This window comes from Tunturibacter empetritectus (genome assembly GCF_040358985.1).
Classification (GTDB): domain Bacteria; phylum Acidobacteriota; class Terriglobia; order Terriglobales; family Acidobacteriaceae; genus Edaphobacter; species Edaphobacter empetritectus.
The window spans coordinates 67,311-91,127 of the sequence record NZ_CP132933.1; the positions used below are offsets into that span (position 1 = coordinate 67,311).

A 23,817-nucleotide genomic window follows, 5' to 3' on the forward strand; every position below is an offset into this window, starting at 1 on the left:
GATAGAAATTTGGATCACTAGTTTGAGGTATAGTCGCCGGTCAGAGCTCCCCTTTTATTCGTCCACTCGACGTCGAATGCTTAGTGCCAGAGTCTCCCTATTAGTGCTGTATACGGGGCAAAGCGGCGGAGTGCTTGTTCGCAGCGCGGGAACCTGCGATGAGGATATCCACGAGACGTCGGGCACTGGGCTCCCAACCGGGGAGAGCAGTGGTGTGGAAGATGCCGATGAGGGCCCGAACGAAGTCATCGGGGTCTGAGTCCGAGCGGAGATCGCCGCTGGCTATGGCGCGTCTCACGGAGGATACGAAGGCGGTATGGATGAGCGAACGGGAGCCTTCGAGGAGGCGCGTGGCACCGCCGGCGACGGTATTCATGGCTGGGATGATAAGGCTCTTTGCGGCGACATGGTCGATGAAGAGAAGCATCCAGGCGCGGAGCGCTTCAAGCGGCGGCATAGAGGCGGCGAAGCGCTGTTCAGCTGACACAAGTTTTTCGACCTCACTGCGATAGACCTCTCCGATGAGATCATCGCGCGTTGGAAAGTGGCGATACAGGGTGGCGTTGCCGATGCCGGACTCGCGCGCGATTTCATCCAGGCTCGCGGTGGCGCCGTCGCGCGTGAAAACCTTCTTGGCTACCTCAAGAATGCGCTCGCGGTTGCGCTCCGCGTCGGCGCGGGGTTTGCGGGCAGGCGGAGATGGCGAGATCTTCTTTTTCAACATGCAAGAACGGACGAACAATTTAATGAAACCGGGGACAGTCCCCGGTTATCCTAAATATCCGGGGACTAACCCCGTTTTATAAGGCAGAGGTCAACATGTCAACTTTTGACGCGACCTCCGTAGGCTGGCCACCAACAACAGGAGAGACGACGATGCGTGTATTCGTAACGGGATCAACGGGATTCATTGGGACGGAACTGGTAAAGGAGCTTATTGCGGCGGGGCACGAAGTGCGTGGGCTTACCCGCAGCGACGCCGGCGAGGAGCAGTTGAAGGCCGTCGGCGCGGAGGTGCTTCGCGGAAATTTTACCGATCTCGACTGCCTACGCGCTGGCGCGACCGGAATGGACGCTGTGGTGAATCTGGCGTTCAACCACGACGACATGTCGAAGTTTGCGCAGAGTGCGCAGGACGAGATCAAGGCGATTGAAGCGATGGGATCGGTGCTCGAACCGGGCAAGCTGCTGGTGGTCACCTCTGGCATCGGAATCACTGCCGGCGCGCCGGGCCAGCCGCGCAAAGAGACTGATCCTCCAGCAGAATCGGCTGCAATGCCGCGTAGGCCGGAACAGGCTGCGCAGGCTGTTGCGGCAAAGGGTGTTCATGTGGCGATTGTGCGTCTGCCGCAGGTGCACGACACGCGCAAGCAGGGACTGGTGACGAGGGTGATTCAGATCGCACGCGAGAAGGGTGCCTCGGCCTACGTAGGCGACGGCGCAAACCGTTGGGCGGCAGCTCCGCTGCACGCTGTTGCACACCTGTACTATCTGGCAGTCGAGAACACGGGATCGGGCGTGACGACATATCACGCGGTACAGGAAGAAGGCGTGTCCCTGCGCGATATTGCCGAGACGATAGCGAGGGGCCTCAACGTGCCGGCCATTGCTATCCCCGCAGAAGAGGCGGGCGAACACTTTGGGCCGTTCTTTGGTCACGCAGCGACGATGGACATGCCGGCGTCTAGCGAGTGGACGCGCAATACGCTGGGCTGGGAGCCGACCGGGCCAGGGATGATCGAGGATTTAGCAAACGTGAAGTACTGACGATCTGCTGAACAATCGTAAGAGGCGCGGACGCGGGGCTCCGGGTGGCCCCGCGCCTCGTCATATCTGCCGCGGATCGATGTGAGTTGCACAAGCTTTGTTTCTTGCAGGTCGTCTGAGGTTTCCCGCCCCGGATTATGCGGGGAGCGTAAAGTCGAGGCTGCTCAGTGCCGCTTCGGCTGCCTGCTGGTCCTGCTCGGCGGTGCCACCGGAGACGCCGATCGCACCGATGACCCTACCGCTTTCGATCACGGGATAACCACCGCCAACCGCTACAAGACGCGGTCGATGTGCAAGCTGGGAAACAAGTGGGTTCGTCAGAATTGACGCCCATGTGTGGGTGGACAACCCAAAGGCTGCGGCAGTCCAGGCCTTGTCGATTGCAACGTCCGCTGCCAGGAACGGGCAGGCGTCGGTGCGCTCAAAGGCTTTGAGATTTCCAGCCGTATCCGTAACCGCAATCGCCACTTCAAATCCGATCTGCTGAGAGGCTGCGCGAGCTATCTTGATCAACTCGTTCGCTGCTTCGACCGTGATGGTGTGGGATTGGGTCGATCTCGTTACAATTTCAGTGCTCATAGTTTTCTCTTTCTTCACCAGATAATTTCCAGGGTGCTTAGCACAGACAAGACGAGCTTCCCAACGTGCTCCGCCGATTCGAGGTCCTGCAATGGAGCCGGTCCTCTTTGAAGTCGTAGACCTTCTCAATGACCGGGCTCCCCAGTTGACATGTCGTGGGAAAACACAATCGGAATTATCAGGGTTGAGCGTTTAGCTGTTGAAGCCCACCGTAGTGATTCAGAGAGGTGATAAGCCTGGAGTGGACGAAGCTGGATGTTGATACCCACTTATGATTACTCAGGTGAACCCCTTTGGCTGCGCCTATCGCATTCTCTCCGACTGATCACAATCAATCACAGACGAGGATTTGATGAATAAGTGATATCGGCGATCCTCCATCCACCGTCCGATTTCACGAGTACCCAAGTCTCACTTCCGCGATTCGTTTCCTTTCCATCAACCAGGAAGATGAAGTCGAAGTATACGGAGGCAACGGTTCCGTCAGTGTGAATCGTCATGTTTGTGTGGGTCGGATCGAAGCTTGCCTTCGAGGAGGATACCAACTTAGCAAAGTCTGTATAACTGCCAACGCGAACCCTTGTCGCATTCGGCGATTTGGCTTTGACACGCGCGTAGGCTTCGTCAGAAAGCACGTTGATCCAGGTGCTCCCCTGAGGAAGAAACAGGCTGGCGAGTCGCGCTCCATCGTGAGCGAGAACTGCTGCGTGATAAGCATCAAGTACGTGCTGCACATCCATGGTGTCCGATACGATGTTGCTTGTGGCAGCCGGAACTATCTGCGGGGACTGTGGGCTCTGGCCGCGAACAACAAAGGCTGAACTTAGCAGTACAAGGAATAGCTTGCCGATTCGTCGTTTCATTATCTCTCCTTCAACTAACCCTCATTGCGGGCGTCGCTACCCGCGTTATCACAACCAGGCCGCGAGGCGATTCAAGACTAAAGTGAACAGGAACAGAATTTAGGATTGTAGAACCGTGTGCAGCGTGCCACTCGCGAACATCCTGCGATGCGCCACGATCACTAGAACCTCCCTTGCATCCTCCTTTTGCCTCGCATTTTCGCCCATTGAGATGTGCGATATATCGATTAGAAGCTTATGCAAACCGTTGGTCGCAAATTATTCTATGGTTTATGATTGTGAACATATCGACCGCTTTGCCATTAGAGGGTGGCGCTTTGGACCGTATATGGCATATAAGATGTTGCCGATTTGATCCGCCCTTTGACGATGAACTCTGAAACAAGCGAATGCCCGATCATTCTTCAACTGGGCAAATGGAAGCTCCAGGACTTCTGAGCTCGCTTATACATACTCCTCTACCGGCTCGACGTTCGCAAAGAAAATCACCTCCGAATAGACGCCAAGATCTTCACAGTGCAACCGCTGCATATTTTGCGACCAATGGTTTGCATGAGCGTCTAATCGTCAGATTGCTCATTTGGATTGGCGGCCAAAGACGCGGCAACAGAAGCAAGGGAGAGTGCGATGAAAGTTCTGGTGACACGCCGCATGATACGGAGACTCCACGTGCGCGTCTGTGTTTGTCACCGCCGCCCTCTCGAAGAGACGATTTCAAAACAACGCTTAGCTCGGCATGACTCCGTTCCTTTGCCCAAGCACCGCATCATCGAGTCCAGGCGTGCCGACCAGTTTGTGCTTTGTGCCTATGTGTTGTTGTTCTTGTTAGCCTATGCCGTTCGCACAGCACACGCGGAAGACGTGAAAGACGCCGCCTCGCAAAACGGGGCGAGTCAATCTGCGCCAATTTCTCCCGAGGTCAGCAAGTACGTCGATATCGATGCATACAAAGGCTCCGTTCGCCTCATTCATGCAAGAGTTATTGACGGCACAGGGGCAGCACTTCGAGAGAATCAGACGATTGAAATCACAGATGGAAAGATCACAGCAGTGGGTCCAACCGCAAGTACCGACGTAGCGGATGGCAAGACCGTCTTTGACATGACAGGCCGCACTCTGATTCCCGGAATTGTAGGGATGCACGATCATCTCTTCTATGTAGCTCGGGCGGATGACAATGCCGAGCACCAGACGAACTTTCCCACTCTGTTGCCACAGATGACCTACACATCTCCACGTCTCTATCTGGCAAACGGCGTCACCACTCTCCGAACTACCGGCTCGGTTGAACCCTACGCTGAACTGAATCTCAAACGCGAGATCGAGGCAAACCACACGCCCGGTCCGCATATGGATGTCACTGGACCCTATCTTCAGGGAGCTCCCAATGTCTTCCTGCAGGTGCACACGCTGACCGGTCCAGAGGATGCTCGGGCGACGGTCGATTTCTGGGCGGCGCAAGGCGCGACGAGCTTCAAGGCCTACGACCATATCACGCGTGCCGAGTTGAAGGCGGCCATCGAAGCGGCCCATGCGAAAGGGCTCAAGATCACAGGACATCTTTGCTCGGTTACCTATCCAGAAGCCGCAGAGTTAGGCATTGACAATCTCGAGCACGGCTTCTTCGTCAATACCCAACTCGATCCCGGTAAAGAGCCAGACGTATGCCCCGCCACGTCTGGTGGCCCCACGCTGAAGGCGATGGACCCGGATGGGTCGGCGGCGAAAGCACTGATCGCCTTGTTGGTATCCAAGCACGTCGCCGTCACGAGTACGCTTCCTGTATTTGAAGAAGATGGAGACATGAATCCGCCTTTGCAGCAACGTGCTCTCGACGCGATGACACCTCAAGCAAGGGAAACCTACCTCTATGAAAGAAATGCCGATAGGACCAAGAGTCGGCATGGCTATCAGCGTTATCACGAAGTCGGCTTCAAGCGTGGACAGCAGTTGGAGCGTAGTTTCGTGGCAGCTGGCGGCCTGTTGCTCGCAGGTCCGGACCCCACCGGCGACGGACACATTCTGCCAGGGTTCGGGGATCAGCGCGAGATAGAACTCCTTGTGGACAGCGGATTCACACCTGTTGAAGCGATTAAGGTTGCCACACTCAACGGCGCCATTTATCTCGGCAAGGCGGACCATATCGGTTCCATCGCCGTTGGCAAGAACGCTGACCTCGTTGTGGTCAAGGGGGATCCAAGCAGCCATATCAACGAGATCGAGAATGTCGAGTTAGTCTTCCGCGATGGTCTTGGGTTCAATTCCGCAAAACTCTTGGAATCTGTAAGAGGACGTTTCGGGCTTTACTGAGTCGAACCGCAGGTATGTAAACCACTCTTGCTTACGGGGCTAAGCGTCTCGAGGTAAATTATGTGTCTCTTGTTGGCCATGTGCTCTATCCGATGGCCGTGTCACCATTCGTCGAGCGAACAAACCGGGACAACTAAAAGGCGGCGCACAGCACTTTGCTGCTCGCTGTATGCCAGAGCTCGGCGATTATCCGCCACTGCAGACCCCGTTTCAATGGGTCCACGAGTGGGCTCTTGAACGATAGTTAACCGAGTCGGAGAAACAATGCATAACCTCACAAGAAGAACGTTCACCAAGAGTGCCGTCGCCGCATCCGCTGCCTTTGCGCTTAATGGCTTTTCGCAGACCGTTCCCTCCCAGCGAAGAGTTGGCATCGCTCCCGTTGGCCTGGGAAGCTGCGCTGAGGTCTTCATGCGTTCAGTAGGCAAGTCTGACAATGCGAAGCTGACAGGTTTGGTCACCGGCCATCCAGTAGAAAAGGGTAAGAAGTTCGCAGCAATGTACGGTGTCGCTGACAGCTCCATCTACACCTACGAGACCTTCGACAATATTCGCAACAACCATGATATTGACGCTGTTTACGTGGCTTTACCGAATAGCATGCATTGCGAATACACCATCAGGGCAGCTGAAGCGGGCAAGCATGTTTTCTGTGAAAAGCCGATGGCTATCTCCTCCAATGAATGCAAACGTATGATTGATGCGTGTCGCCACGCTGGTGTTAAGTTAATGATCGGCTACCGTCTACATCATGAGCCCGTATTTCTGAAGTTGCATGAGATGGTGCGGTCTGGGGCCTTTGGAGACATTCTGCAGTTCCAAGCCGGCTTTTACGGGATGAAAAATAAACAGGAATGGCGGCTCAATCGTGCCCTCGCCGGTGGCGGATCCATGTTTGACCTTGGGGTTTATGCACTCAACACGATTCGTTGGTTCACCGGCGAAGAGCCGGTGGACTTCAGGACTCTGGTGGCGACGCGAGATAAGACTGGGAAGTTTAACTCGGTAGAGGAGACCGTCAATTGTCTTTTGAAGTTTCCATCCGGCATCCTTGCAGAATGCGGAAGTTCTTATGGACAGAGTGGTACAAACTATTTCCAGATCAACGGAACTACAGGACACGTTCGGGTAGAGCCCGCATTCACTTACGGGGACTCAATCCTCAAATACGAGGGGAAGACCGAGTCGGGCGATCTCGCTGGCAGCGGTGCTGTATACGATCCCGACCAGTTCGTCACTGAGGTCACACACTTTGCAAATTGCATTCTACAAAACACCGAGCCAGCGACCCCGGGCGAAGAAGGCATGAAGGATTTACTGTCCGTTGAGGAGATCTATAAAGCAGCCGGCAGTTCAATGGGTAACTGTCAGGTACAAGGTGCGTAGACTCCCTGGTTCTCAATGCTCGGATCATGGATGGATCAAGAGCGAACAAGCGCCAGGTGAAAGGTCGGGTAATCGCAGACCGCCTCTTGAGACCCGACTGAGGGATTGAAAGCTCACGTCCAGCCAACCTGCCTTTCCCATAACGATAACGAACGGTGGCTCGGCCATCAGAAAGTAGAGGTGCAACATGGGATATTTCTTGGCAACGATGCTCCTTCTTGCTTCTTTAGTCCCTGCGACGACGCCGGCAGAAAATCCGTGGAACGGTGCCTGGGTTCTCGATGCCAGCAGAAGCACTCCCGGAATCACGGATCAGGCTGCGGAGGGCTATCGCTTTACTCTGCAACCCGATGGACAAATCAAGTGGGAGATTCCATCTCTTGGCGAAGTGGTGACAGGCAAGACAGATGGCGTGCCGATGGAGATCCATAGGACCAAGCCGTCGCCTGGTCTAACGCTAAGTGTTACGGCGGAGGGTCCGGAGGTGCTCATCTACAGGGTCGCCCGCAGTGGCAAGCCCGTGGGGGAAGGTCGAATGACCTTGGTAGAGAACGGCAAGGCTTGGGTCGATATCTCATGGCCCGCAGGTCAGCCGCAATACGCGGGCGAAGTTGTGTACGTGAAGCAGTGAGGCTGGCCCGCTCCGAATATGTCTCCGAAGACTAGAGGGTTTGGCCCAATCGTTGCTCCAGAAGCGCTCGGTACGTTCTCGTCGCTACATCACGTTGGCGCGTCCATCACTTCACACGTTTCAACGTGATGAGGTGTGATCACCGCCTCTAAGCGGAACAAGGGCATTGGGCCGCCACGGAATCAGTACTTCAAGCCCCAACTCGCAAGAGGGCGAAGAGTGACTGCCAGAATCAACACCTGTGGCAGGTTGAGCATAATTATCGGCTGATCACATCCGGGTATGCCTTAGAACTAACCCTCGCTCAGCGCTCGGATTTCCAGATGCCTCAAAGCCAGTTCAGCGGTGCGCTTGAGCTGGGCTCTCGTGGAGCCGTTCGCGGCTTGAACTGCGAGACCACTGAGTAGTGATGAAAGATAGCGGGTGTAGTCGTCGACGTTCTCTTCTTTGGAGAACTCTCCGGCCCTTCTGGCCTTGAGAAGACGGCGCTTAAGGACGGCTTCATTCCGAAGCCGTATATCGAGCATCAGAGCCTTCGCAGGTTCAGTGTCTACGCCGCAGGACAATGAGCCAGTCAATGTGAAGCAGCTAGCCGGGTATTCCTTGCCACCCAGAAAATCCACCGTGTTGTAAAACACAGCCTGTATGAATGTTTCAAACGTCGGCTCTGCAAGCGCCCGCACCATGTACTGCCCCGGTACTTCGATGTAGCGTTTCGCCGCAAGCGCGAACAGTGCCTGCTTATCGCCGAACGCTGCATAGATACTGGACGGGTGAATGCCCATCGCGTGCGAGAGATCCGCCATGGATGTGCCTTCGTAACCCCGTTCCCAGAACAGACGCATCGCGACATCGAGGGCGGCTTCTTTATCGAAGGCAGCAGGTCTTCCGAGCTTGTTCGAGGTCCTCATGTCGTTTTAGACGCAGGATTTCTGAGTCCGATGCAGAGTCGCCCACATCTGTAACGATTGTACGACAATATTCTGTAACGATTGATCGAGAATGTTTCGCAATTCACACTTGCCGCAGTGAGTGCGGCAGTAACAAAGAGATCGGAGACGATATGGGTTCACTTGAGGGAAAGATCGCAATTGTGACGGGCGGAAACAGCGGAATCGGTCTAGCGACAGCAAAGCGGTTCGTGGAGGAAGGCGCGTATGTCTTCATCACGGCCCGGCGTCAGAGCGAACTGGATAAAGCAGTCGCGGAGATCGGTCGAAATGTCACCGCAATCGCTGGAGATCTTGCGAAGCTCCAGGACATAGGCAAAATCGCTGATACCGTGAAAGCCGAAAAGGGCGTGGTTGACATCATCGTCTCCAATGCCGGGTTCACCGAACGATCTGCGATCGAGGACATCACACCCGAGCACTTCGATAAGAGCTTCAACCTGATGGCACGCGCGCCGGTGTTCCTGGCGCAGAAACTATTGCCGTTAATGACTCGAAAAGGTTCCATCATCCTGGTCAGCTCCGCGATGCACCAGATGGGCTTCGCTGGTCACACCGCTTATGCCGCGGTTAAGGCAGCGAACCGATCGTATGCCCGTACCTGGGCTGCGGAGTTCAAGGAGCGCGGCATTCGCGCCAACACGCTTAGCCCTGGGCTAACCGACACTCCCATTCCTGGATAGCCAGGCCGAGGGGCTCGACCGTCAAGAAGTCATCAATGGCTATGTCAGCGCAATTCCGCTCGGCAGGGCAGCCGATGCTGTAGAGATTGCGAATGCAGCCGTCTTTCTCGGCTCTGATCAGAGTTCATACGTCACTGGTGCCGATCTGATGGTGGACGGCGGAATCGGGCAGGTTTAGTCCGGTTACCCAGAAATCTCCGTATGCAGGGCACGCTCCTGCATACGGAGCAAGACGAACAATTGTCGCTAGATAGATCCGGACCCCCGCTTTGACCGCATCGGTCCCAACACAGACACATAAGGAGGTCATTATGAAGAACTCTGAAGAAAAACACGCCACGCTACTCTCGCGTCGAAGGCTGCTCATCAATGGTGCGATTGCAACCGCAGGCTTGGGCGTCTTCGGAGAGGCGGGAGCGCAGGAAGCGACAGGCGGAACGCAGCCTGGGAAGGCATCCGGCTCCAGCATCACTCTCCAGATCTACAAAGGCTTCTCGCAAAACCGGCTCGATCTTTGGGATGCAGTGATCCATCCTGACGTCAAGTCCAACAGCCCTGCAGGACGCAATATTGACGGTATAGCCGCGCTCAAGCGATGGAACCAGTCGTTCATTGATGCTTTCCGCCCGCGGACCGATCTGGTCGACCATTTTGTCGCGGGGGATCGCGGCCTCGTCACGATCAACCTCCACTGGAAGCACGATCGTCCCTTCAACGGCCTCGCTTCGACTGGAAAGACAGGAACGTCGGTAGAGAATTTCATTCTACGGATCGAAAATGGCCTGGTCACACGATGGGACGTCGCTGACGGTTCGCTCGATCTTGCCATTTACCTCCACGACGAGGGATTGAAGATGCCCACGTTTGTCGAGCCGCCGGCGCTTATCAAAGGCGTAGCTCTGCCTTCCTAGAAGCTTACGGTCATCGCTACAGAGGTCTCAGGGCCGCTGTTCCGATAAGAGCGCTGCTCCGAAAGGCCGTTGTGGTGGCTTTGCTGTCGCAACGGCCTGCTCAAGGAGATGGACTCGTGCCGACAAGTCGGCGTGTGTTTGCCAACGCCGATCTCAACTCGCGAGAACAGGCGAACGCACTCATCCACCCGGGTTGTGACCGCAAATCAATCTGATTTGGATCAGTTGCCGAAAGATGCGCTTTTGTAGGAGACGGGGTCAGGACAACGTGATGCCTGGAAACAGCTTTGTCCCCTCATACTTCACGCCGCTTCGAAAGATCCCGTAAATGGCATGGAGCAACTTCCTCGCGACAGCAATGAGCGCCTGTAGACGGGCTTTGTTTCGAGCCAATAGGCTCTCGAAAAAGGCTTTTGCGTGGGGATCGCAACGAGATGCGACCAGGGCCGGCATGTAAAGCGCTCTTCTCAGGTGACGATTTCCCGCACGGCTGATGCGAGACGCCTTCCGCACCGAGCTTCCTGATATTTCATGCGCAGGATCAAGGCCGCTATGTGCGACCCATTCTCGCACCGTGAGGTCAGGCGGCAAGGTGGACAGTTCCGCGAGCAATTGCATGGCACTCACCTGTGCGATGCCTGGAATACTAATCAACAGCTCAAATCGCTTGCGGAGCAAATCGTCCTGTCGGACGAGTGTCATTGCTTCGCGTCGAAGTTTGTGGATACGAAGCTCCAGGGATGCCACGGCGCGCTGTAAATCTTGAACAATGCAGCCGGGTGTGGAAGTGGAGCCGTGTGCCGCGTGAAGACGGTTCTGATTCTGAGCACTCTGCACGGACAGACTCTCGACGTGACGGACAATTGAGCGCAGTTGCATTGAACCGGGACTAGGGGCGACCCAAGCGGTGAACGGCATCCGACGAGCGTATTCAGCTAACACCTCGGCGTCTGCCGCATCAGTTTTCGACCGTCGAATGGTTTGAGCAAATCGATTGGCGACCTTGGGATTCAAGACTGCGACTTCGATGCCTTCCGCTGCATCAAGTGCAAACGCGAGATCCAGGGAGTAAATTCCCGTTGCTTCCAACGACACTCGAACCGGTAATTTGGCCTTTCGCAGCCAGACGATAAGAGCTTTGTGCCCAACAGAAGTGTTAGGGAAGCTCCGTTGCTCGACTGGCTGATGCATGCGCTGAATTGCCACGGTGAGACTTTTGGCACTGACATCAATGCCACAGTACCTTGTTTCCTGGACCTGTATGGATCGCTTGCTCATGAACGGCCTCCGACGTTAAGGTTCGGCCTCGGCTCCCGTCCCTGGCCGGAGTCATGGACTCGCTCTTGTCGCCGACCTTGAACATGCAGGCTTTATGCCTCCGATTCTCCACGGCGTAATAAGAGAGGGACGGTGGCCGTTCTCTGCGACAGGCTCAGGATCGCTCCCGGCCTCAGGTGGGTACGGCCTTTCCGCCGAAGCGCAACTTCATCGTTACGCCCTGATTCGCAACATACAAGGTGGGTGACGGAAGACGGTGGCTGTATCGCCGGCAGCAGTCACGGAGGAAACATCCTCCCTCTACTTGGTCGATCCGCTCTCGCGCTTACTCTTACTCAGAGACTATCGAAGAGTGTCCCTTCTTTAGGGAGCGCCGCTTTGACAATGAGCGTTGAGACGCGGACGCTCTTGATGATTCAATACGCGACCTAGCAAGAGTCTGCGAAGATGTAATGCGTAGTGTTTTTAGATGCGGGCTTAGATTTTGTGGAGCGTGAATGGCACGATTGAGTGAGCAGGAGCAGCAGGAGGTAATCCGATACGTTGAAGCCGGGAAACCGCTGCCGGAGAAGTATCGGTTCCTCTTGTTTGACGATAAGCGCGAGTTGGAACTCGTCTGGAACGGGAAAACGAATGAAGTAACGAACGTCGTTCTGCCTTTTCAGGTGATCGAGCAGGTGGATGAACCTCGCGCTGAGAAGCCGGAAGACACAGCTGCACAGGGAGGTCTCTTCGATGCGCGAGGCCGCCAACTCAAAGGATGGACGAACAAGCTGATCTGGGGCGACAACAAGCTTATCCTCTCCTCGCTAAAGAACGGTCCACTGCGGGAGGAGATCGACAATCAGGGTGGCCTCAAATTGATCTACATTGATCCGCCGTTCGATGTCGGTGCTGATTTTTCGATGGACATCGAAGTCGGAGATGAGACATTCACGAAGAAGCCCGGCATCCTCGAAGAGATCGCATATAGAGATACCTGGGGTAAGGGATCTGACAGCTTTATTTCAATGCTCTACGAACGGCTCGAGATCATGCGTGATCTTCTGTCGGAGAACGGAAGCATTTATGTCCACATGGGCCCGAACATTAGTCATCTTGTCCGTGCTCTTGTCGATGAAGTATTTGGCTCGACTCGTCCATCAACAGAAATCTGCTGGAAACGTGTAACGGCACACGGAGACAGCAAGCGATGGGGTGTCATTCACGATGCCATCATTTGGAAGACGAAGGGTAGCTCTTTCATTTGGAATCCCGAGTATGAACCGTATTCGGACTCATACCTTGAGTCGAAATACACCAATCACACACCAGATGGTCGGGCTTATCGACTGGACAATATCACTAGCCCAAATCCACGTCCCAACATGATGTACGAATGGCGCGGCAATAAAGCCCCGAAGCTAGGCTGGCGTTACGAATACGAAACCATGGAGCGTCTCTTTGCAGAAGGCCGGATTGAGTTGCCCAAGAAGACTGATGGGCGCCCTCAATTGCGCCGCTTTTTAGATGAGATGCCAGGCGTGCCGGTTGGCACCGTATGGACCAGCGTTTCGCCAGTAAACTCTCAGGCCATAGAAGATACGCAGTATGCGACACAGAAACCGGAGAATCTTCTAAAGAGAATAATCACAGCTTCGTCAAACGAGGGTGATCTTATCGCTGATTTTTTCAGCGGCTCTGGCACGACGGCGGCGGTGGCGGAAAAGCTCGGACGAAAGTGGATAGCAACGGACCTGGGGAAGTTTGCGATTCATACAACGCGAAAACGCCTCATAGGTGTGCAGCGAGAGCGGAAAGCTGGAGGAGAAGACTACCGCGCCTTCGAGATTCTCAATCTTGGCAAATACGAACGTCAGCACTACGTTGGCGTCAATCCCAATCTCCGAGAAGCGGAGCAACAAGCGCAGCTCGCTCAGAAAGAAGCAGATTTTTTGGATCTCATTCTCAGAGCATATGGTGCAGAAAAGACAGACGGCTTTGCCACATTCCACGGGAAGAAGGCCGGTCGGCTAGTAAGCGTGGGACCGGTCAATCTTCCGGTGACACGGCTTTATGTAGAAGAAGTAATCGGCGAGTGCCGGCAAAAGCGGATCACGCGGGTGGACATTCTTGGCTTCGAGTTCGAGATGGGATTATTCCCGAATGTGCTGGACGAGGCTCGCGCAAAGGGTATTGATATAGCGCCCAAATACATTCCGGCAGAGGTTTTCGACAGGCGAGCGGTTGAGAAGAACCAGGTTCGCTTCTATGATGTGTCGTTCATAGAAGTAAAGCCTCACGTCACGAAAAACACCGTAGCTGTGGAGCTAACGGATTTCTCCGTTTTCTACTCGCAGGACTCGATCAAAGGGGCAGAGGAGCAGATCAAGGAGAATGGCAGCAAGATCGTTATCGATAGGGGGCAGATCGTCAAGGTGTCCAAGGACAAGGATGGCATCGTAACGCGGGAGGTTCTGACCAAGAAATGGTCTGATTGGATTGACTATTGGGCAGTGGATTTCGACTATGAGAGCAAGCGAGAGATCATCCGCAAACCGATCACGCGTGAGGTCCAAGTGTCGATCTCGGGCATGGAGCCTCCGCAGATGGGCCTCGAATCCTACGAAGAGGTCTGGACCGGCGATTACATCTTCGAAAACGAGTGGCAAGAGTTTCGGACTAAGAAGGATCGCGCGTTGAAGCTTGTTAGCGTTGCTCGCGAGTGTGCGCCTGGTAGGCGAAAGATCGCTGTGAAGGTAGTTGACATTTTCGGCAATGACACTATGACGATTGTGGAAGTTACGGTGGGGGGAAAGAAATAATGGCGCTCCATCCCAAATTTCCTGATTCTCCCTACGCCATTCTCGACCCGGCTGTACGTTGGTTCCCTGCCGACGAAGCTCTGCGGGATTCTAGTGCAGAAAAGCTGATGCCACCGCTGGTTCCATCACTTCGCAAGAAAGTGAAGGAGTGGCGCGAAAGCAGCTATGTTGGAGCGACTGCAACGAGCCAAAGTCTTCTCAAGTGGTGGTTCCTGACGGAGCATCTGTGGCCTCAGGCCGATGGAACAATGGCGGACTTCCAGTATTACTTTGCCCAGCGCGAGGCGCTGGAAACAATCATCTACCTGTATGACATGGTTGGTGTGCGCGATAAGCACGACATGATGCGTTTCGATGGGAGCGGTTCTGTTTCGGGTGGGATGTTCGATGAGACTTGGCGGCGTTTTGTAGTCAAGATGGCTACGGGTTCTGGGAAAACCAAAGTCCTGAGCTTGGCGTTGGCATGGAGCTTCTTTCACAAGTTGTACGAACCGGATTCGGAGTTGGCGCGGAACTTTCTGGTAATCGCGCCGAATATCATCGTGCTGGACCGTATTCGGAAGGACTTCGACGGACTGCGGATCTTCCTCAAAGACGATCCGGTGTTGCCAGACAACGGCGTGGACGGTCGAAACTGGCGTGATGACTTCCAACTCACCCTGCACGTTCAGGACGACGTGCGTGTGACACGGAAGACGGGGAACATCTTTCTGACAAATATCCATCGTGTGTATGCCAGCGACGACATTCCGGCCTCGGTTGAGGACGATGACACGATGGACTATTTCCTGGGTCAACGACCAACGGGAGCGACAACGGACTCGAAGGTTGATCTGAGTGTGATTGTCCGTGAGATTGATGAGCTGATGGTGTTGAACGATGAAGCGCATCACATCCACGACCCGAGAATGGCCTGGTTCAAGTCCATCGAAGACATACATAATCGGCTGTTACAGAAGGGAACTGCGCTTTCTCTACAGGTTGATGTAACAGCCACGCCGCGAGCGAACAATGGAGCGATTTTCGTCCAGACAATTGCAGACTATCCACTGGTAGAAGCTATCGCGCAAAACGTGGTGAAGCATCCGGTGTTGCCTGATGGGCCCAGCAGAGCAAAGCTGGTGGAGCGGCAGAGTGCGAAGTACACGGAGAAATACGCCGATTACCTAGACCTGGGCGTGATTGAGTGGCGCAAAGCCTATGCAGAGCACGAAAAGATGGGGAAGAAGGCCATCCTATTCGTGATGACTGACGACACCCGCAACTGCGACGATGTGGCGGCATACATGGAAGGGCACTATCCCGATCTGGGTAAGGTTCTGGTCATCCACACCAAAGCAAATGGCGAAATATCCGAATCCGTTTCAGGCAAGAACAAAGAGGAACTCGACAAGCTGCGCGAAGAAGCGAATACGATTGACAGCTTGAGCAACCCCTACAAAGCCATTGTCTCCGTCATGATGCTGAAAGAGGGTTGGGACGTTCGCAATGTGACGACGATTGTGGGGCTGCGCGCGTACTCTGCAAAGAGCAATATCTTGCCGGAGCAGACCCTCGGACGCGGCCTTCGGAAGATGTATCCGGGCGGCATTGAGGAATACGTGAGCGTTGTAGGCACGAATGCGTTCATGGATTTCGTGGAGTCGATCCAAGCCGAAGGCGTCGTCTTGGAGCGCAAGCCGATGGGCGAGGGCACACAAGCAAAGACTCCGCTCATGGTCGAGGTGGAAGAGGACAATGAACGCAAGGATGTGACCGCCCTGGATATCGAACTTCCGCGCCTGACGCCACGGGTCTACCGCGAATACAAGAACTTGAGCGACCTGAACGTGAGCTCGATGGGACACCAGAAATTGCTGTATCGCCAGTTCAGTGAGGATGAGCAGCGCGAGATTGTATTCAAGGACGTGACGACCGGCGCTGTGACCCATACAACAATTCTGGACACTGCGGGCATCGCGGACTATCGAAGCGTGATTGGCTATTTCGCTCAGACGGTGATGAAGGATCTTCGTCTAGTGAGTGGGTACGACGTTTTGTACGGCAAGATGAAGGCGTTTGTCCGAGACGAGCTGTTCGACCGGCCTGTTGAACTGGAGGACGCCAACACGTTACGGAACCTTTCGGAGCTGGCTTCAACGAGGACAATTCTTGAGGTCTTCAAGAAAGCCATCAATGCGTTGACGGTGCGTGAGCGAGGTGATGCCGAGATTCGCGACCGGATCAAGCTACGGGAGACACGGCCTTTTGTAGTGAAAGAACAGGCATACGTCGTTTCAAGAAAGAGCGTGTTCAATCGGACAGTCGGAGACAGCCGATTGGAGCTAGAGTTCGCGAGCTTCCTCGAAAACTGCGTCGACGTGGATTCGTATGCGAAGAACTATCTCGCCGTAGGTTTTAAGCTGGATTATGTGAAAGCAGATGGAGACATCTCAAACTACTACCCTGATTTCATCGTGCGAGGTGTGGGCGGGGAAGTCTGGCTTGTGGAAACCAAGGGAAGGGAAGACGCGAACGATCCTGGCAAATGGGAGCGCCTTAAGCAGTGGTGCGTGGACGCGAGCGCGCTTGACGGTGGGCAGCAGTATCGGGCGCTATTTGTTCGGGAAGAGGATTGGGAGCGATATCAGCCGAAGAGTTTTCACGATGCTGTCGCTGCGTTTCCGGCATAGCCGACCATGACTACATGCGACCTCAAACCAGCCCCCTTCTGCCCAGTAGACCTTTTGAGGGGTCGGGCAAAATGGCCAGCTTGCAATTATTGTCATTTATGGTGTAGTTTTATCACACGCCATGAGTGATTTAATCACAGTCGATCTGACAGCAGCCAGTAGCCCGGAAGAAGCTCTTCTAGTCTTCCGGCCCGCCCTCATCAAGATTCATGAAGTGCTCGAATCTCTGCCCCCTGACGTTCAACTGATTTTCGAGAATCATGAACTCAAGAACTCTGGATGGATTATTGCTCATCTGAATCGTTGCATGGCGTTCAGTCGCCTCAACGGATCAACGGTTGGGGACCGCAAGATCGTTATGAACTCGATCATGAACGACGGGCTTGGGTTCGCATGGGGCAAATATAACGTTCACGTCTTGAAAAACTCCAAGCTGCCTACATCAGCTAGCGCTCACGCATTTGAGCAGGGAAGCCTCGCAATCTGGAATGGCAGCTCTATCCCTCCTCTGGAACAGGTCGTTGTTTTCTGGCAACAGAATGGTAGGGGCGTAAGGCTTAGCCTGGGCGCGAAGAAGAAGATGAAGAAGTGGAACGGCGAATGCTATTGGATGATTGATGTTCCTCATCCCGCGGAATGGAATCTCCCCGTTTCTGAACGTGCAACCGACGAAGACGACTTGAACAACGTAGCACCTCGTGTGACCACGAAAAAGATTGCTGGATCTGAATGATGTTCTATGGACCGAGAATCCGCCAAGCAAGAGAACTCAGGGAATTCACGCAAGGGAAACTCGCAAAAGCAGTAGGTGTCTCACAAGCTCTGATCGCCTCGATCGAGACAGAGCTGCGTCTGCCCAGCGAGGCTCTTCTTGCAAAAATAGCCCAGGCTCTGACCCTTCCCATTGCTTACTTTAGCGAACCGCAGTCGCTAGAGATTCCTCCAAGCTCTTTGCTCTTTCGCGCCAGAGCGTCCATTAGCAACCGTGCTGTCACCGAAGCCTCTCGTGTGGCCGAGCACGTTCTCGCCCTCGCTACGAGTCTTGCGAAGCATGTCGATATCCCGGTGCATGTTCATCCTCTTCATTGCGACCCAACCGAAGCAGCGCGGCGAATTCGTGAACTCCTACGAGTTCCCCCGCTCGAACCGATTCCCGCTCTTATACGCTCTTTAGAACGTTTGGGAATTTGGGTCTTGGCGCTGCCGGTGCTCAAAGATCGCGATGCTTTTTGCATGTGGATTGAAATTGATGGAAGGTCAATACCGACAATTGCAGTCTGTATGGATCAACCTGGCGACCGGCTACGATTAAGTGTTGCGCATGAACTCGGTCACCTGCTCCTTCACAAGGACAAGCTAGGACGTATTCGATCAGACTTGGAGAAAGAAGCATTTGCTTTTGGGGCAGAGCTTCTGATGCCTGAAGCAGCGATGCGTAAGGAATTGCTTCCGCCTGTAACGCTGACGACGGTTTCGCAGTTGAAGCCTCGCTGGCTTGTGTCGATGCAGGCCCTCATACGCAGAGGACACGATCTCCGCATTGTGACTGAACGACAATACCACTATTTATTCCAAAGGCTTTCTGCGGCAGGATGGCGAAAAGAAGAACCAAACCCCATCGCCATCGAACGGCCAATGCTGATCCGCAAGATGGCTGAGGTCGCCTACGGGACGCCTCTGGACTATCGTTCGCTGGCGGCGGCCTGTCACATGCTCCCTCAAGAGGCCGAACGGCTCTTGAGCTTTTATGCTGCTCCTAAAGCCGCCACCTCTGGCGTTACGTCGAAAGTCGTTTCATTTCCACGTAAGCGTGTCAACGCTTAACAAGGATCGGCTGCCTTATACGTATAAACAGTCAGTAGCGAGCAGTGGAGATCAAGATATGAGGCGGCCACAGAATGAATGTTTGTATTTCAAGATTGCAAATCGAACATTTTCGAGGAATCAAGAGTTGTGAGATCAGCTTCGGTCAACACACTGTGTTGGTTGGTCCAAATAATAGTGGGAAAACCACGATCATCGAGGCGCTCGCTCTTCTCTTTGGTCGGGACAAGCTCATTCGGGCTCTTACAGAGCACGACTTCTACGGTGGTGACCCTCAACCCATTTCGCGTTTCAGACTCATTGCAACGCTGAGCGGATTCAAAGGAAATGATCCTGCTGAGCATAGCGACTGGTTTAGAAATGATCGAGGAATACCCAAATGGCAAGATCCGCAGACAGGGAAAGTGTATGCGCTGAGGAGCGATCCAGCATGGCAGCTTGTGTGCCAGATTGCATTTGCTGCCCGCTTTGACCGACCTTCTTTAGAAGTTGATACATGCCGATACTTCCACGATGGTGATGTCTTTGCTGACCCTTCCCTTTGCCAGCTCGTGCCCTCGCAATTGCTCAGAGACATCGGCTTTTTCTTGGTTCCTGCAAATCGCACCTGGGACCGCATGATTTCTTTCGGGTCAGAACTTTTTCGTCGAGTGCTCACCTCCGGCGACGGCCTGCCCGCTGAAGCGGTTCTCTTAGAGAGAGACAGGCTTCGACGACCGCAATCACCTCTCGAGGAAGATACAAACCTTACCCAGACGGTGTCGCAACTGAATGCCGAGTTGTCTGGGTTCTTCATCAGCGCCCCAGAGCTTCGTCTGAGAGTTACAAGCACTGATAGCGATGGCCTGTTGGATGCTGTGGTTCCGCACTATGCACATCGCAACTCTGATATTTGCTTGCCTGCTCGTCGGCAGGGAAGCGGACTAGTCTCACTCCAAAGCCTATTCTTGCTGCTTCAGTTCGGTCGTCGTCGCGCTAAGGAGGGGAAAGGGTTTTGGATGGCAATCGAGGAACCTGAACTGCACGTACCGCCGCCTCTTCAAAGGCGTCTAGTGCAACGCATCCAGTCACTTTCTACTCAGACATTTGTCTCCACGCATTCGCCTACTATTGGAGCCCTTTCCCATCCCAGCGCAGTTGTCATTTTGAAGAACTCAGCAGGTGTAATGACAAGCACTCCTCTGCAGGATGTCGCACTTACGCCGAATTCAACAAATGCCGTTCGCAAACTCTTCCAGTTGAACAGAGCAGACACGATTGCTGCTTTGATGCACGACGTCGTGCTAATCCCGGAGGGGAAAACAGATTGCGAGTGGCTGGCCTTGTTGCTCAGGGCCGTCGATACGCATCAAGGGTGGTCATCAAACGAAGATTGCACTTTTGGGGCATACGTCGGACTGATCCCCACTCAGGACGGAGCAGTTGTTACAAGCTACGAACATCTCCAGAGTTTGCATCCTGCCCTTGCCTGCATCGTGGACGGGGATATTGCAGGCAAAGACTACGTGAGCACCCTGCTCAAACTCCCCGTTCCGCCAAAACATGTGCTTCGATGGTGCGACGACTGGACGATTGAAAATGTCATCGGCTGGCTAATAGACGCAGATTCTGAAAAGGCCCTCAAGGGCCTTCATAGTGTGGGGATATCAGCTAGTTCTACTTCATCCCTGGTCCAAAACCTAAAGTCAAAGGACAGGACTAACGGTGGACTAAAGCAGGATTTCCTTGCATATGAGAACGTCGTCGATGTGATTGCGTCAACAGATGCATGCATCGTTCGAACTCGGGTTCTTCTGAACGCAATGACTTGTCTTCTGATCGGTCAGGAAACTGACCTGTTCGTCTTCGACAAGCCGCCGGCTTCTGACGTGAAGGTCTTCCAACCATGAACATTCTTGCCGTCGACGGAGTCGCTGGGTGCGGAAAAACACATTGGCTGATGAACAAGCTCGATGAGACACTAAAAACGTACCCCGCTCGCTCCTGGCCAAAAAGTTCTTGCACTGACTTTTATGCACGGCTCAAGACGACGCCTTACTGAGAGACTAAAGAGTATGCAGCAAGTGGGCCGTTCCTTTGACTGCCTAACTATTGACAGCTTCGCGAGACAGTTAAGTTATCGCTGGATCAGCCTTTCAAGAGCGCTGCTTCTACCAGACCCCGGAGAGTCAGATTTCGACCTCGTATGCGCGAATGCGGGATTTCTTCTAAAAAGGGAGGAGGTTGCGGCCTGGGTTTACCGAACGTTCCCGATCATAGTTATTGATGAGGCTCAGGATCTGACGGCATCTCGTCTTGAGATTCTGAAGTCTCTGGCCTTTCAAAGCATCCTCCTGCTTGCCGGGGACGAATTTCAGTGTCTTGACTCTGCGTTGAAGCCTAATCCCTACAGCGTTTGGATCAACTCGATATGTCAACCAGATACGCTGAATCAAGTGCGTCGTACTAAGCAGAAAGACCTCCTCGATGCAGCTCTCACCCTACGGCACGGCCGCTGCCTTAAAGTGCAAAGTAAAGGAAGTTCAAAGATTTTCTATGCGCCTACCGCGAAAGTAGGCGCTGTTTTTTTGTCGAATCAGATCGCATGGAACTTAAAGCACTCTATCGCGGTCCTGACACCATCCCTTAAAGGGGGATTTGCCACTGACATCGTGAATCTTGTTGCCGCCGGACCGTCCGGGAAAAAGCAAACCGGGCCTTATCACGTTTCTTGGGAGCGCAAGACTGACGAGGAAGCCGAAGACCTTTTGCGCTGGTTGCAGATACCTGCGAATGATGGACATACCGCTTTAGCGCACGCTGAGCTGAGGACTCGCATTGCTACCCTACCAATGAGTAGCGTCATACGCGAAGTAACACGGTGGATCGAGCATCAATGCCATACGTTGGGGCGATCGCACGCTTCCCATCAAGAGATTAGAGCCTCCGTGTTGCGCTGCTTAGAGCGTAGAAGCCAGATTGCCGCGCCTCACCATCGGCGATTCACTGCGATGACAATCCATCAAGCAAAGAATCGAGAATTCGACGGCGTGGTGATCGTGTGGCCCTATCAGGTTGCTGGAGACTTAGATCAGAAGCGCCGCCTTTTATATAACGGTGTCACGCGAGCTCGTCATTGGTGCGTGTCTCTTGTGCAAGGAAACACATCGCCCGCCAATTCTCCATTCGAATGAAATGTAATCCTTCCTCGACGTCTTCCGGGGAGCAACTCAAAATAAATCAATCTGTAACGTAACCAGAGCTGTCACTTGTTCCTCTATGCGATGATTGCGATACTGCACTTTTATCCAGGGATCTTCTAATTGGGCAAGCCATTTGTAATTCGCGATCCGGTACATGGTTATCTGCGTGTAGCAGCGCATGAGCGCATCGTCGTCGACCACCCAGTTACGCAGCGACTGCGCAGAATTACTCAGACAGGGCTGGCTGAGTTGGTGTTCCCCGAGGCCCGGACGTCACGCTTCGTCCACAGTCTGGGTGCGATGCATCTGGCTTCGCGGTTCGTGATCTCTGCTCTGGAAAACGCTGATGACGATGTCGCGAAGGAATTTTTCGAAGAACTGAAAAAAGCGGTTGGCTTCGGCATAACGGTCAAAACTCAAGATCTCCTTGCTTTGCTCGAGATGGATCACTTAAAGAGCACTGGAGGATTGCTCGCAGGAAAAGGGGCTTTCAGGAATCCCTTGCTGCGCGACAATGAAACATACGTCGGACTGCTCGGTTTAGCTGAGGCTGCGGTCCGTCTCGCAGCACTCTTCCATGACCTCGGTCATCTGCCATATAGCCACGATTTCGAGTTTGCTCTGAAGGCGTTTGTAGCGACCAGCGCAAGAAGTCCCGAAGCTGGTCAGCAGCCTAAGCTCTCTAAATTGACCACAGGAACTCCTCACGAGATCCTCGGCCATCGATTGGCCGACCTGGTGTTTCAGGGCTTGGCGGATCCGTCTTTGCCCGCTGGCGTGATAGCTGCCTTTCAGCTGGCAAAAGATATTCTCGACGAAGAGCCTGAATACGGTTTCCCTGATCCTCAAGTTGGAGCTTTGGGATGGCTTCATTCCCTCGTTGATGGACAAGTTGATGTTGACAGGGCGGACTACCTCCTGCGCGACGCTCGCGCCTTGGGTTTCGAGTTTGCGGGCTATAATCTGGACCAGCTGATAGACAATCTCGTCCTTGTCAAACATCCGTCATTAGGTTTTATTACGGCCATCGACGAAAAGGGAATTGTTGCACTTGAGAGTTTCTGCCTCTCTCGCGCGCGAAGCAACCAGGTGCTGACACGGCACCACAAGTCGGCGCAGATTGGGGCCGCTCTTCGATTGGCATCTGTGAACGCTTTGGGGACACCCGCTTCTCAATCGTTTCTGACGGAGCTGGAATCTATTCTTAACGAAACGTCCGATGGCGTGAAGGCCCGCGCTCTTCTAGAGGCCTTCTCGCGCCATGATGATCCGTGGTGGCTTGAGATCATGCGGGAGGCGAAGCCATCTGAAGGTCAGGAACTGCTGGTTTCTTCACGCGCTGTGATTTTGGAACGCCAAGCGAGTTTACTGAGTGTTTGGAAACGGAAGGGCGATCTGACTGATAAAGAGCGGAAAGAGATCAACGCTCTGGCTGCACGCGAAACCGACGATCTTGAAGCATTTGAACGCGCGACCCGGAAACTTCGAGAGCAGCAAAATATCCTCATCGCGATCCATCGTTTCAAGCCTTTTACGAAGACTGCCGATGGGTCCAGTGTTCTGATTGTTCGCACACGAAACGGTCTCCGCCCCGCGTCCGAAATGTCCTCACTTCTACGGTCATTAGATGCCGCGTGGGTGGATGACGTTCATATGCATGCATTTACATGCGAAAAGAATAAAACGACTGCTGCCGATGTGATCTCGGCTATGAAAAAAGCTCTGGGGGCAGCCAAGAAGGGTCCTGCATCCAAGGCGAAGAGGGCGTCTGCTTCGAAAGCTAAAAAGGCGGCAGCATTCAAAAAGAGAGGTGCGCGTTCATGAGAGATTTGGGTCATAATGGAGATGTGAACATGCTTACGACGACTTCCATTTTCGAAACACTGAGCACGAAGCGTTTTGATTCGTACAAGAGCCTATTGTCGAACGTCGCCTCATTTTGGGAGATGCATGCTGGTCGGCTCCCATCCGAGATCG

The 23,817-nt window shown here is 53.9% G+C and carries 20 protein-coding genes; 15 read left to right on the plus strand and 5 right to left on the minus strand.

What is annotated here, in order from left to right; translation table 11 throughout:
- Positions 1-100: 100 nt before the first annotated feature.
- Positions 101-724, minus strand: a complete 624-nt coding sequence (locus tag RBB75_RS20755; RefSeq protein WP_353070491.1) for a TetR/AcrR family transcriptional regulator — start codon at positions 722-724, stop codon at positions 101-103.
- 152 nt (positions 725-876) lie between these two features.
- Between RBB75_RS20755 and RBB75_RS20760 the strand changes: the two genes are divergently transcribed.
- Positions 877-1,767: an SDR family oxidoreductase gene (locus RBB75_RS20760; protein ID WP_353070537.1), complete on the plus strand. Its 891-nt coding sequence runs from the start codon at positions 877-879 to the stop codon at positions 1,765-1,767.
- Between the two features lie 135 nt (positions 1,768-1,902).
- Here RBB75_RS20760 and RBB75_RS20765 read toward each other — a convergent pair whose 3' ends face one another.
- Both RBB75_RS20765 and RBB75_RS20770 read right to left on the minus strand, forming a co-directional pair.
- Positions 1,903-2,346, minus strand: coding sequence for a GlcG/HbpS family heme-binding protein (locus RBB75_RS20765; protein WP_353070492.1), 444 nt, complete (start codon positions 2,344-2,346; stop codon positions 1,903-1,905).
- Positions 2,347-2,681: 335 nt separating this feature from the next.
- Positions 2,682-3,209 (minus strand): YybH family protein, encoded by a 528-nt coding sequence (locus RBB75_RS20770; protein ID WP_353070493.1) that lies wholly within the window; start codon positions 3,207-3,209, stop codon positions 2,682-2,684.
- Between the two features lie 627 nt (positions 3,210-3,836).
- Here RBB75_RS20770 and RBB75_RS20775 point away from each other — a divergent pair.
- The 3 genes from RBB75_RS20775 (at position 3,837) to RBB75_RS20785 (ending at position 7,536) form a co-directional block, all read left to right on the plus strand.
- Complete coding sequence (locus RBB75_RS20775) at positions 3,837-5,519, plus strand: amidohydrolase family protein (RefSeq protein ID WP_353070494.1); 1,683 nt, start codon at positions 3,837-3,839, stop codon at positions 5,517-5,519.
- A gap of 264 nt (positions 5,520-5,783) precedes the next feature.
- Complete coding sequence (locus RBB75_RS20780; RefSeq protein ID WP_353070495.1) at positions 5,784-6,905, plus strand: Gfo/Idh/MocA family protein; 1,122 nt, start codon at positions 5,784-5,786, stop codon at positions 6,903-6,905.
- Positions 6,906-7,092: 187 nt separating this feature from the next.
- The gene (locus RBB75_RS20785; RefSeq protein ID WP_353070496.1) at positions 7,093-7,536 is read left to right on the plus strand and encodes a hypothetical protein; all 444 of its coding nucleotides are present in this window, start codon (positions 7,093-7,095) and stop codon (positions 7,534-7,536) included.
- Between the two features lie 293 nt (positions 7,537-7,829).
- On the opposite strand, the gene RBB75_RS20790 is transcribed toward RBB75_RS20785, so the two are convergent.
- Positions 7,830-8,447: a TetR/AcrR family transcriptional regulator gene (locus tag RBB75_RS20790; protein ID WP_353070497.1), complete on the minus strand. Its 618-nt coding sequence runs from the start codon at positions 8,445-8,447 to the stop codon at positions 7,830-7,832.
- A 152-nt stretch (positions 8,448-8,599) separates the two neighbouring features.
- On the opposite strand from RBB75_RS20790, the gene RBB75_RS20795 reads away from it, so the two are divergent.
- The 3 genes from RBB75_RS20795 to RBB75_RS20805 all read left to right on the plus strand — a co-directional run bounded on the left by RBB75_RS20795 (position 8,600) and on the right by RBB75_RS20805 (position 10,080).
- On the plus strand, positions 8,600-9,169 hold the full coding sequence (locus RBB75_RS20795; RefSeq protein ID WP_353070498.1) for an SDR family NAD(P)-dependent oxidoreductase: 570 nt from the start codon (positions 8,600-8,602) through the stop codon (positions 9,167-9,169).
- Positions 9,170-9,221: 52 nt separating this feature from the next.
- Positions 9,222-9,347, plus strand: coding sequence for an SDR family oxidoreductase (locus tag RBB75_RS20800; RefSeq protein ID WP_353070538.1), 126 nt, complete (start codon positions 9,222-9,224; stop codon positions 9,345-9,347).
- Positions 9,348-9,480: 133 nt separating this feature from the next.
- Positions 9,481-10,080, plus strand: a complete 600-nt coding sequence (locus RBB75_RS20805) for a nuclear transport factor 2 family protein (protein ID WP_353070499.1) — start codon at positions 9,481-9,483, stop codon at positions 10,078-10,080.
- Between the two features lie 258 nt (positions 10,081-10,338).
- Here the strand turns inward: RBB75_RS20805 and RBB75_RS20810 are convergent, their stop codons facing one another.
- On the minus strand, positions 10,339-11,358 hold the full coding sequence (locus tag RBB75_RS20810) for an IS110 family transposase (RefSeq protein WP_353070500.1): 1,020 nt from the start codon (positions 11,356-11,358) through the stop codon (positions 10,339-10,341).
- Positions 11,359-11,855: 497 nt separating this feature from the next.
- Here RBB75_RS20810 and RBB75_RS20815 point away from each other — a divergent pair, with 497 nt between their 5' ends.
- The 8 genes from RBB75_RS20815 (at position 11,856) to RBB75_RS20850 (ending at position 23,664) form a co-directional block, all read left to right on the plus strand.
- The gene (locus RBB75_RS20815; protein ID WP_353070501.1) at positions 11,856-14,162 is read left to right on the plus strand and encodes a site-specific DNA-methyltransferase; all 2,307 of its coding nucleotides are present in this window, start codon (positions 11,856-11,858) and stop codon (positions 14,160-14,162) included.
- On the plus strand, positions 14,162-16,834 hold the full coding sequence (locus tag RBB75_RS20820; protein WP_353070502.1) for a DEAD/DEAH box helicase: 2,673 nt from the start codon (positions 14,162-14,164) through the stop codon (positions 16,832-16,834). Before RBB75_RS20815 ends, RBB75_RS20820 begins: the two co-directional genes overlap by 1 nt.
- Positions 16,835-16,955: 121 nt before the next feature.
- Positions 16,956-17,567 carry a hypothetical protein gene (locus RBB75_RS20825; RefSeq protein ID WP_353070503.1) on the plus strand — a complete coding sequence of 204 codons (612 nt, stop codon included), beginning with the start codon at positions 16,956-16,958 and terminating at the stop codon, positions 17,565-17,567.
- Positions 17,564-18,658, plus strand: a complete 1,095-nt coding sequence (locus RBB75_RS20830; protein ID WP_353070504.1) for a helix-turn-helix domain-containing protein — start codon at positions 17,564-17,566, stop codon at positions 18,656-18,658. The genes RBB75_RS20825 and RBB75_RS20830 overlap by 4 nt, the downstream gene beginning before the upstream one ends.
- Before the next feature lie 74 nt (positions 18,659-18,732).
- Entirely contained in the window at positions 18,733-20,547 is a 1,815-nt protein-coding gene (locus tag RBB75_RS20835; protein WP_353070505.1) for an ATP-dependent nuclease, read from the plus strand.
- Entirely contained in the window at positions 20,544-20,699 is a 156-nt protein-coding gene (locus tag RBB75_RS20840; protein ID WP_353070506.1) for a hypothetical protein, read from the plus strand. The genes RBB75_RS20835 and RBB75_RS20840 overlap by 4 nt, the downstream gene beginning before the upstream one ends.
- A 13-nt stretch (positions 20,700-20,712) precedes the next feature.
- The gene (locus RBB75_RS20845) at positions 20,713-21,831 is read left to right on the plus strand and encodes an ATP-dependent helicase (RefSeq protein ID WP_353070507.1); all 1,119 of its coding nucleotides are present in this window, start codon (positions 20,713-20,715) and stop codon (positions 21,829-21,831) included.
- Positions 21,832-21,960: 129 nt separating this feature from the next.
- Positions 21,961-23,664 carry a hypothetical protein gene (locus RBB75_RS20850; RefSeq protein ID WP_353070508.1) on the plus strand — a complete coding sequence of 568 codons (1,704 nt, stop codon included), beginning with the start codon at positions 21,961-21,963 and terminating at the stop codon, positions 23,662-23,664.
- Positions 23,665-23,817: the final 153 nt, after the last annotated feature.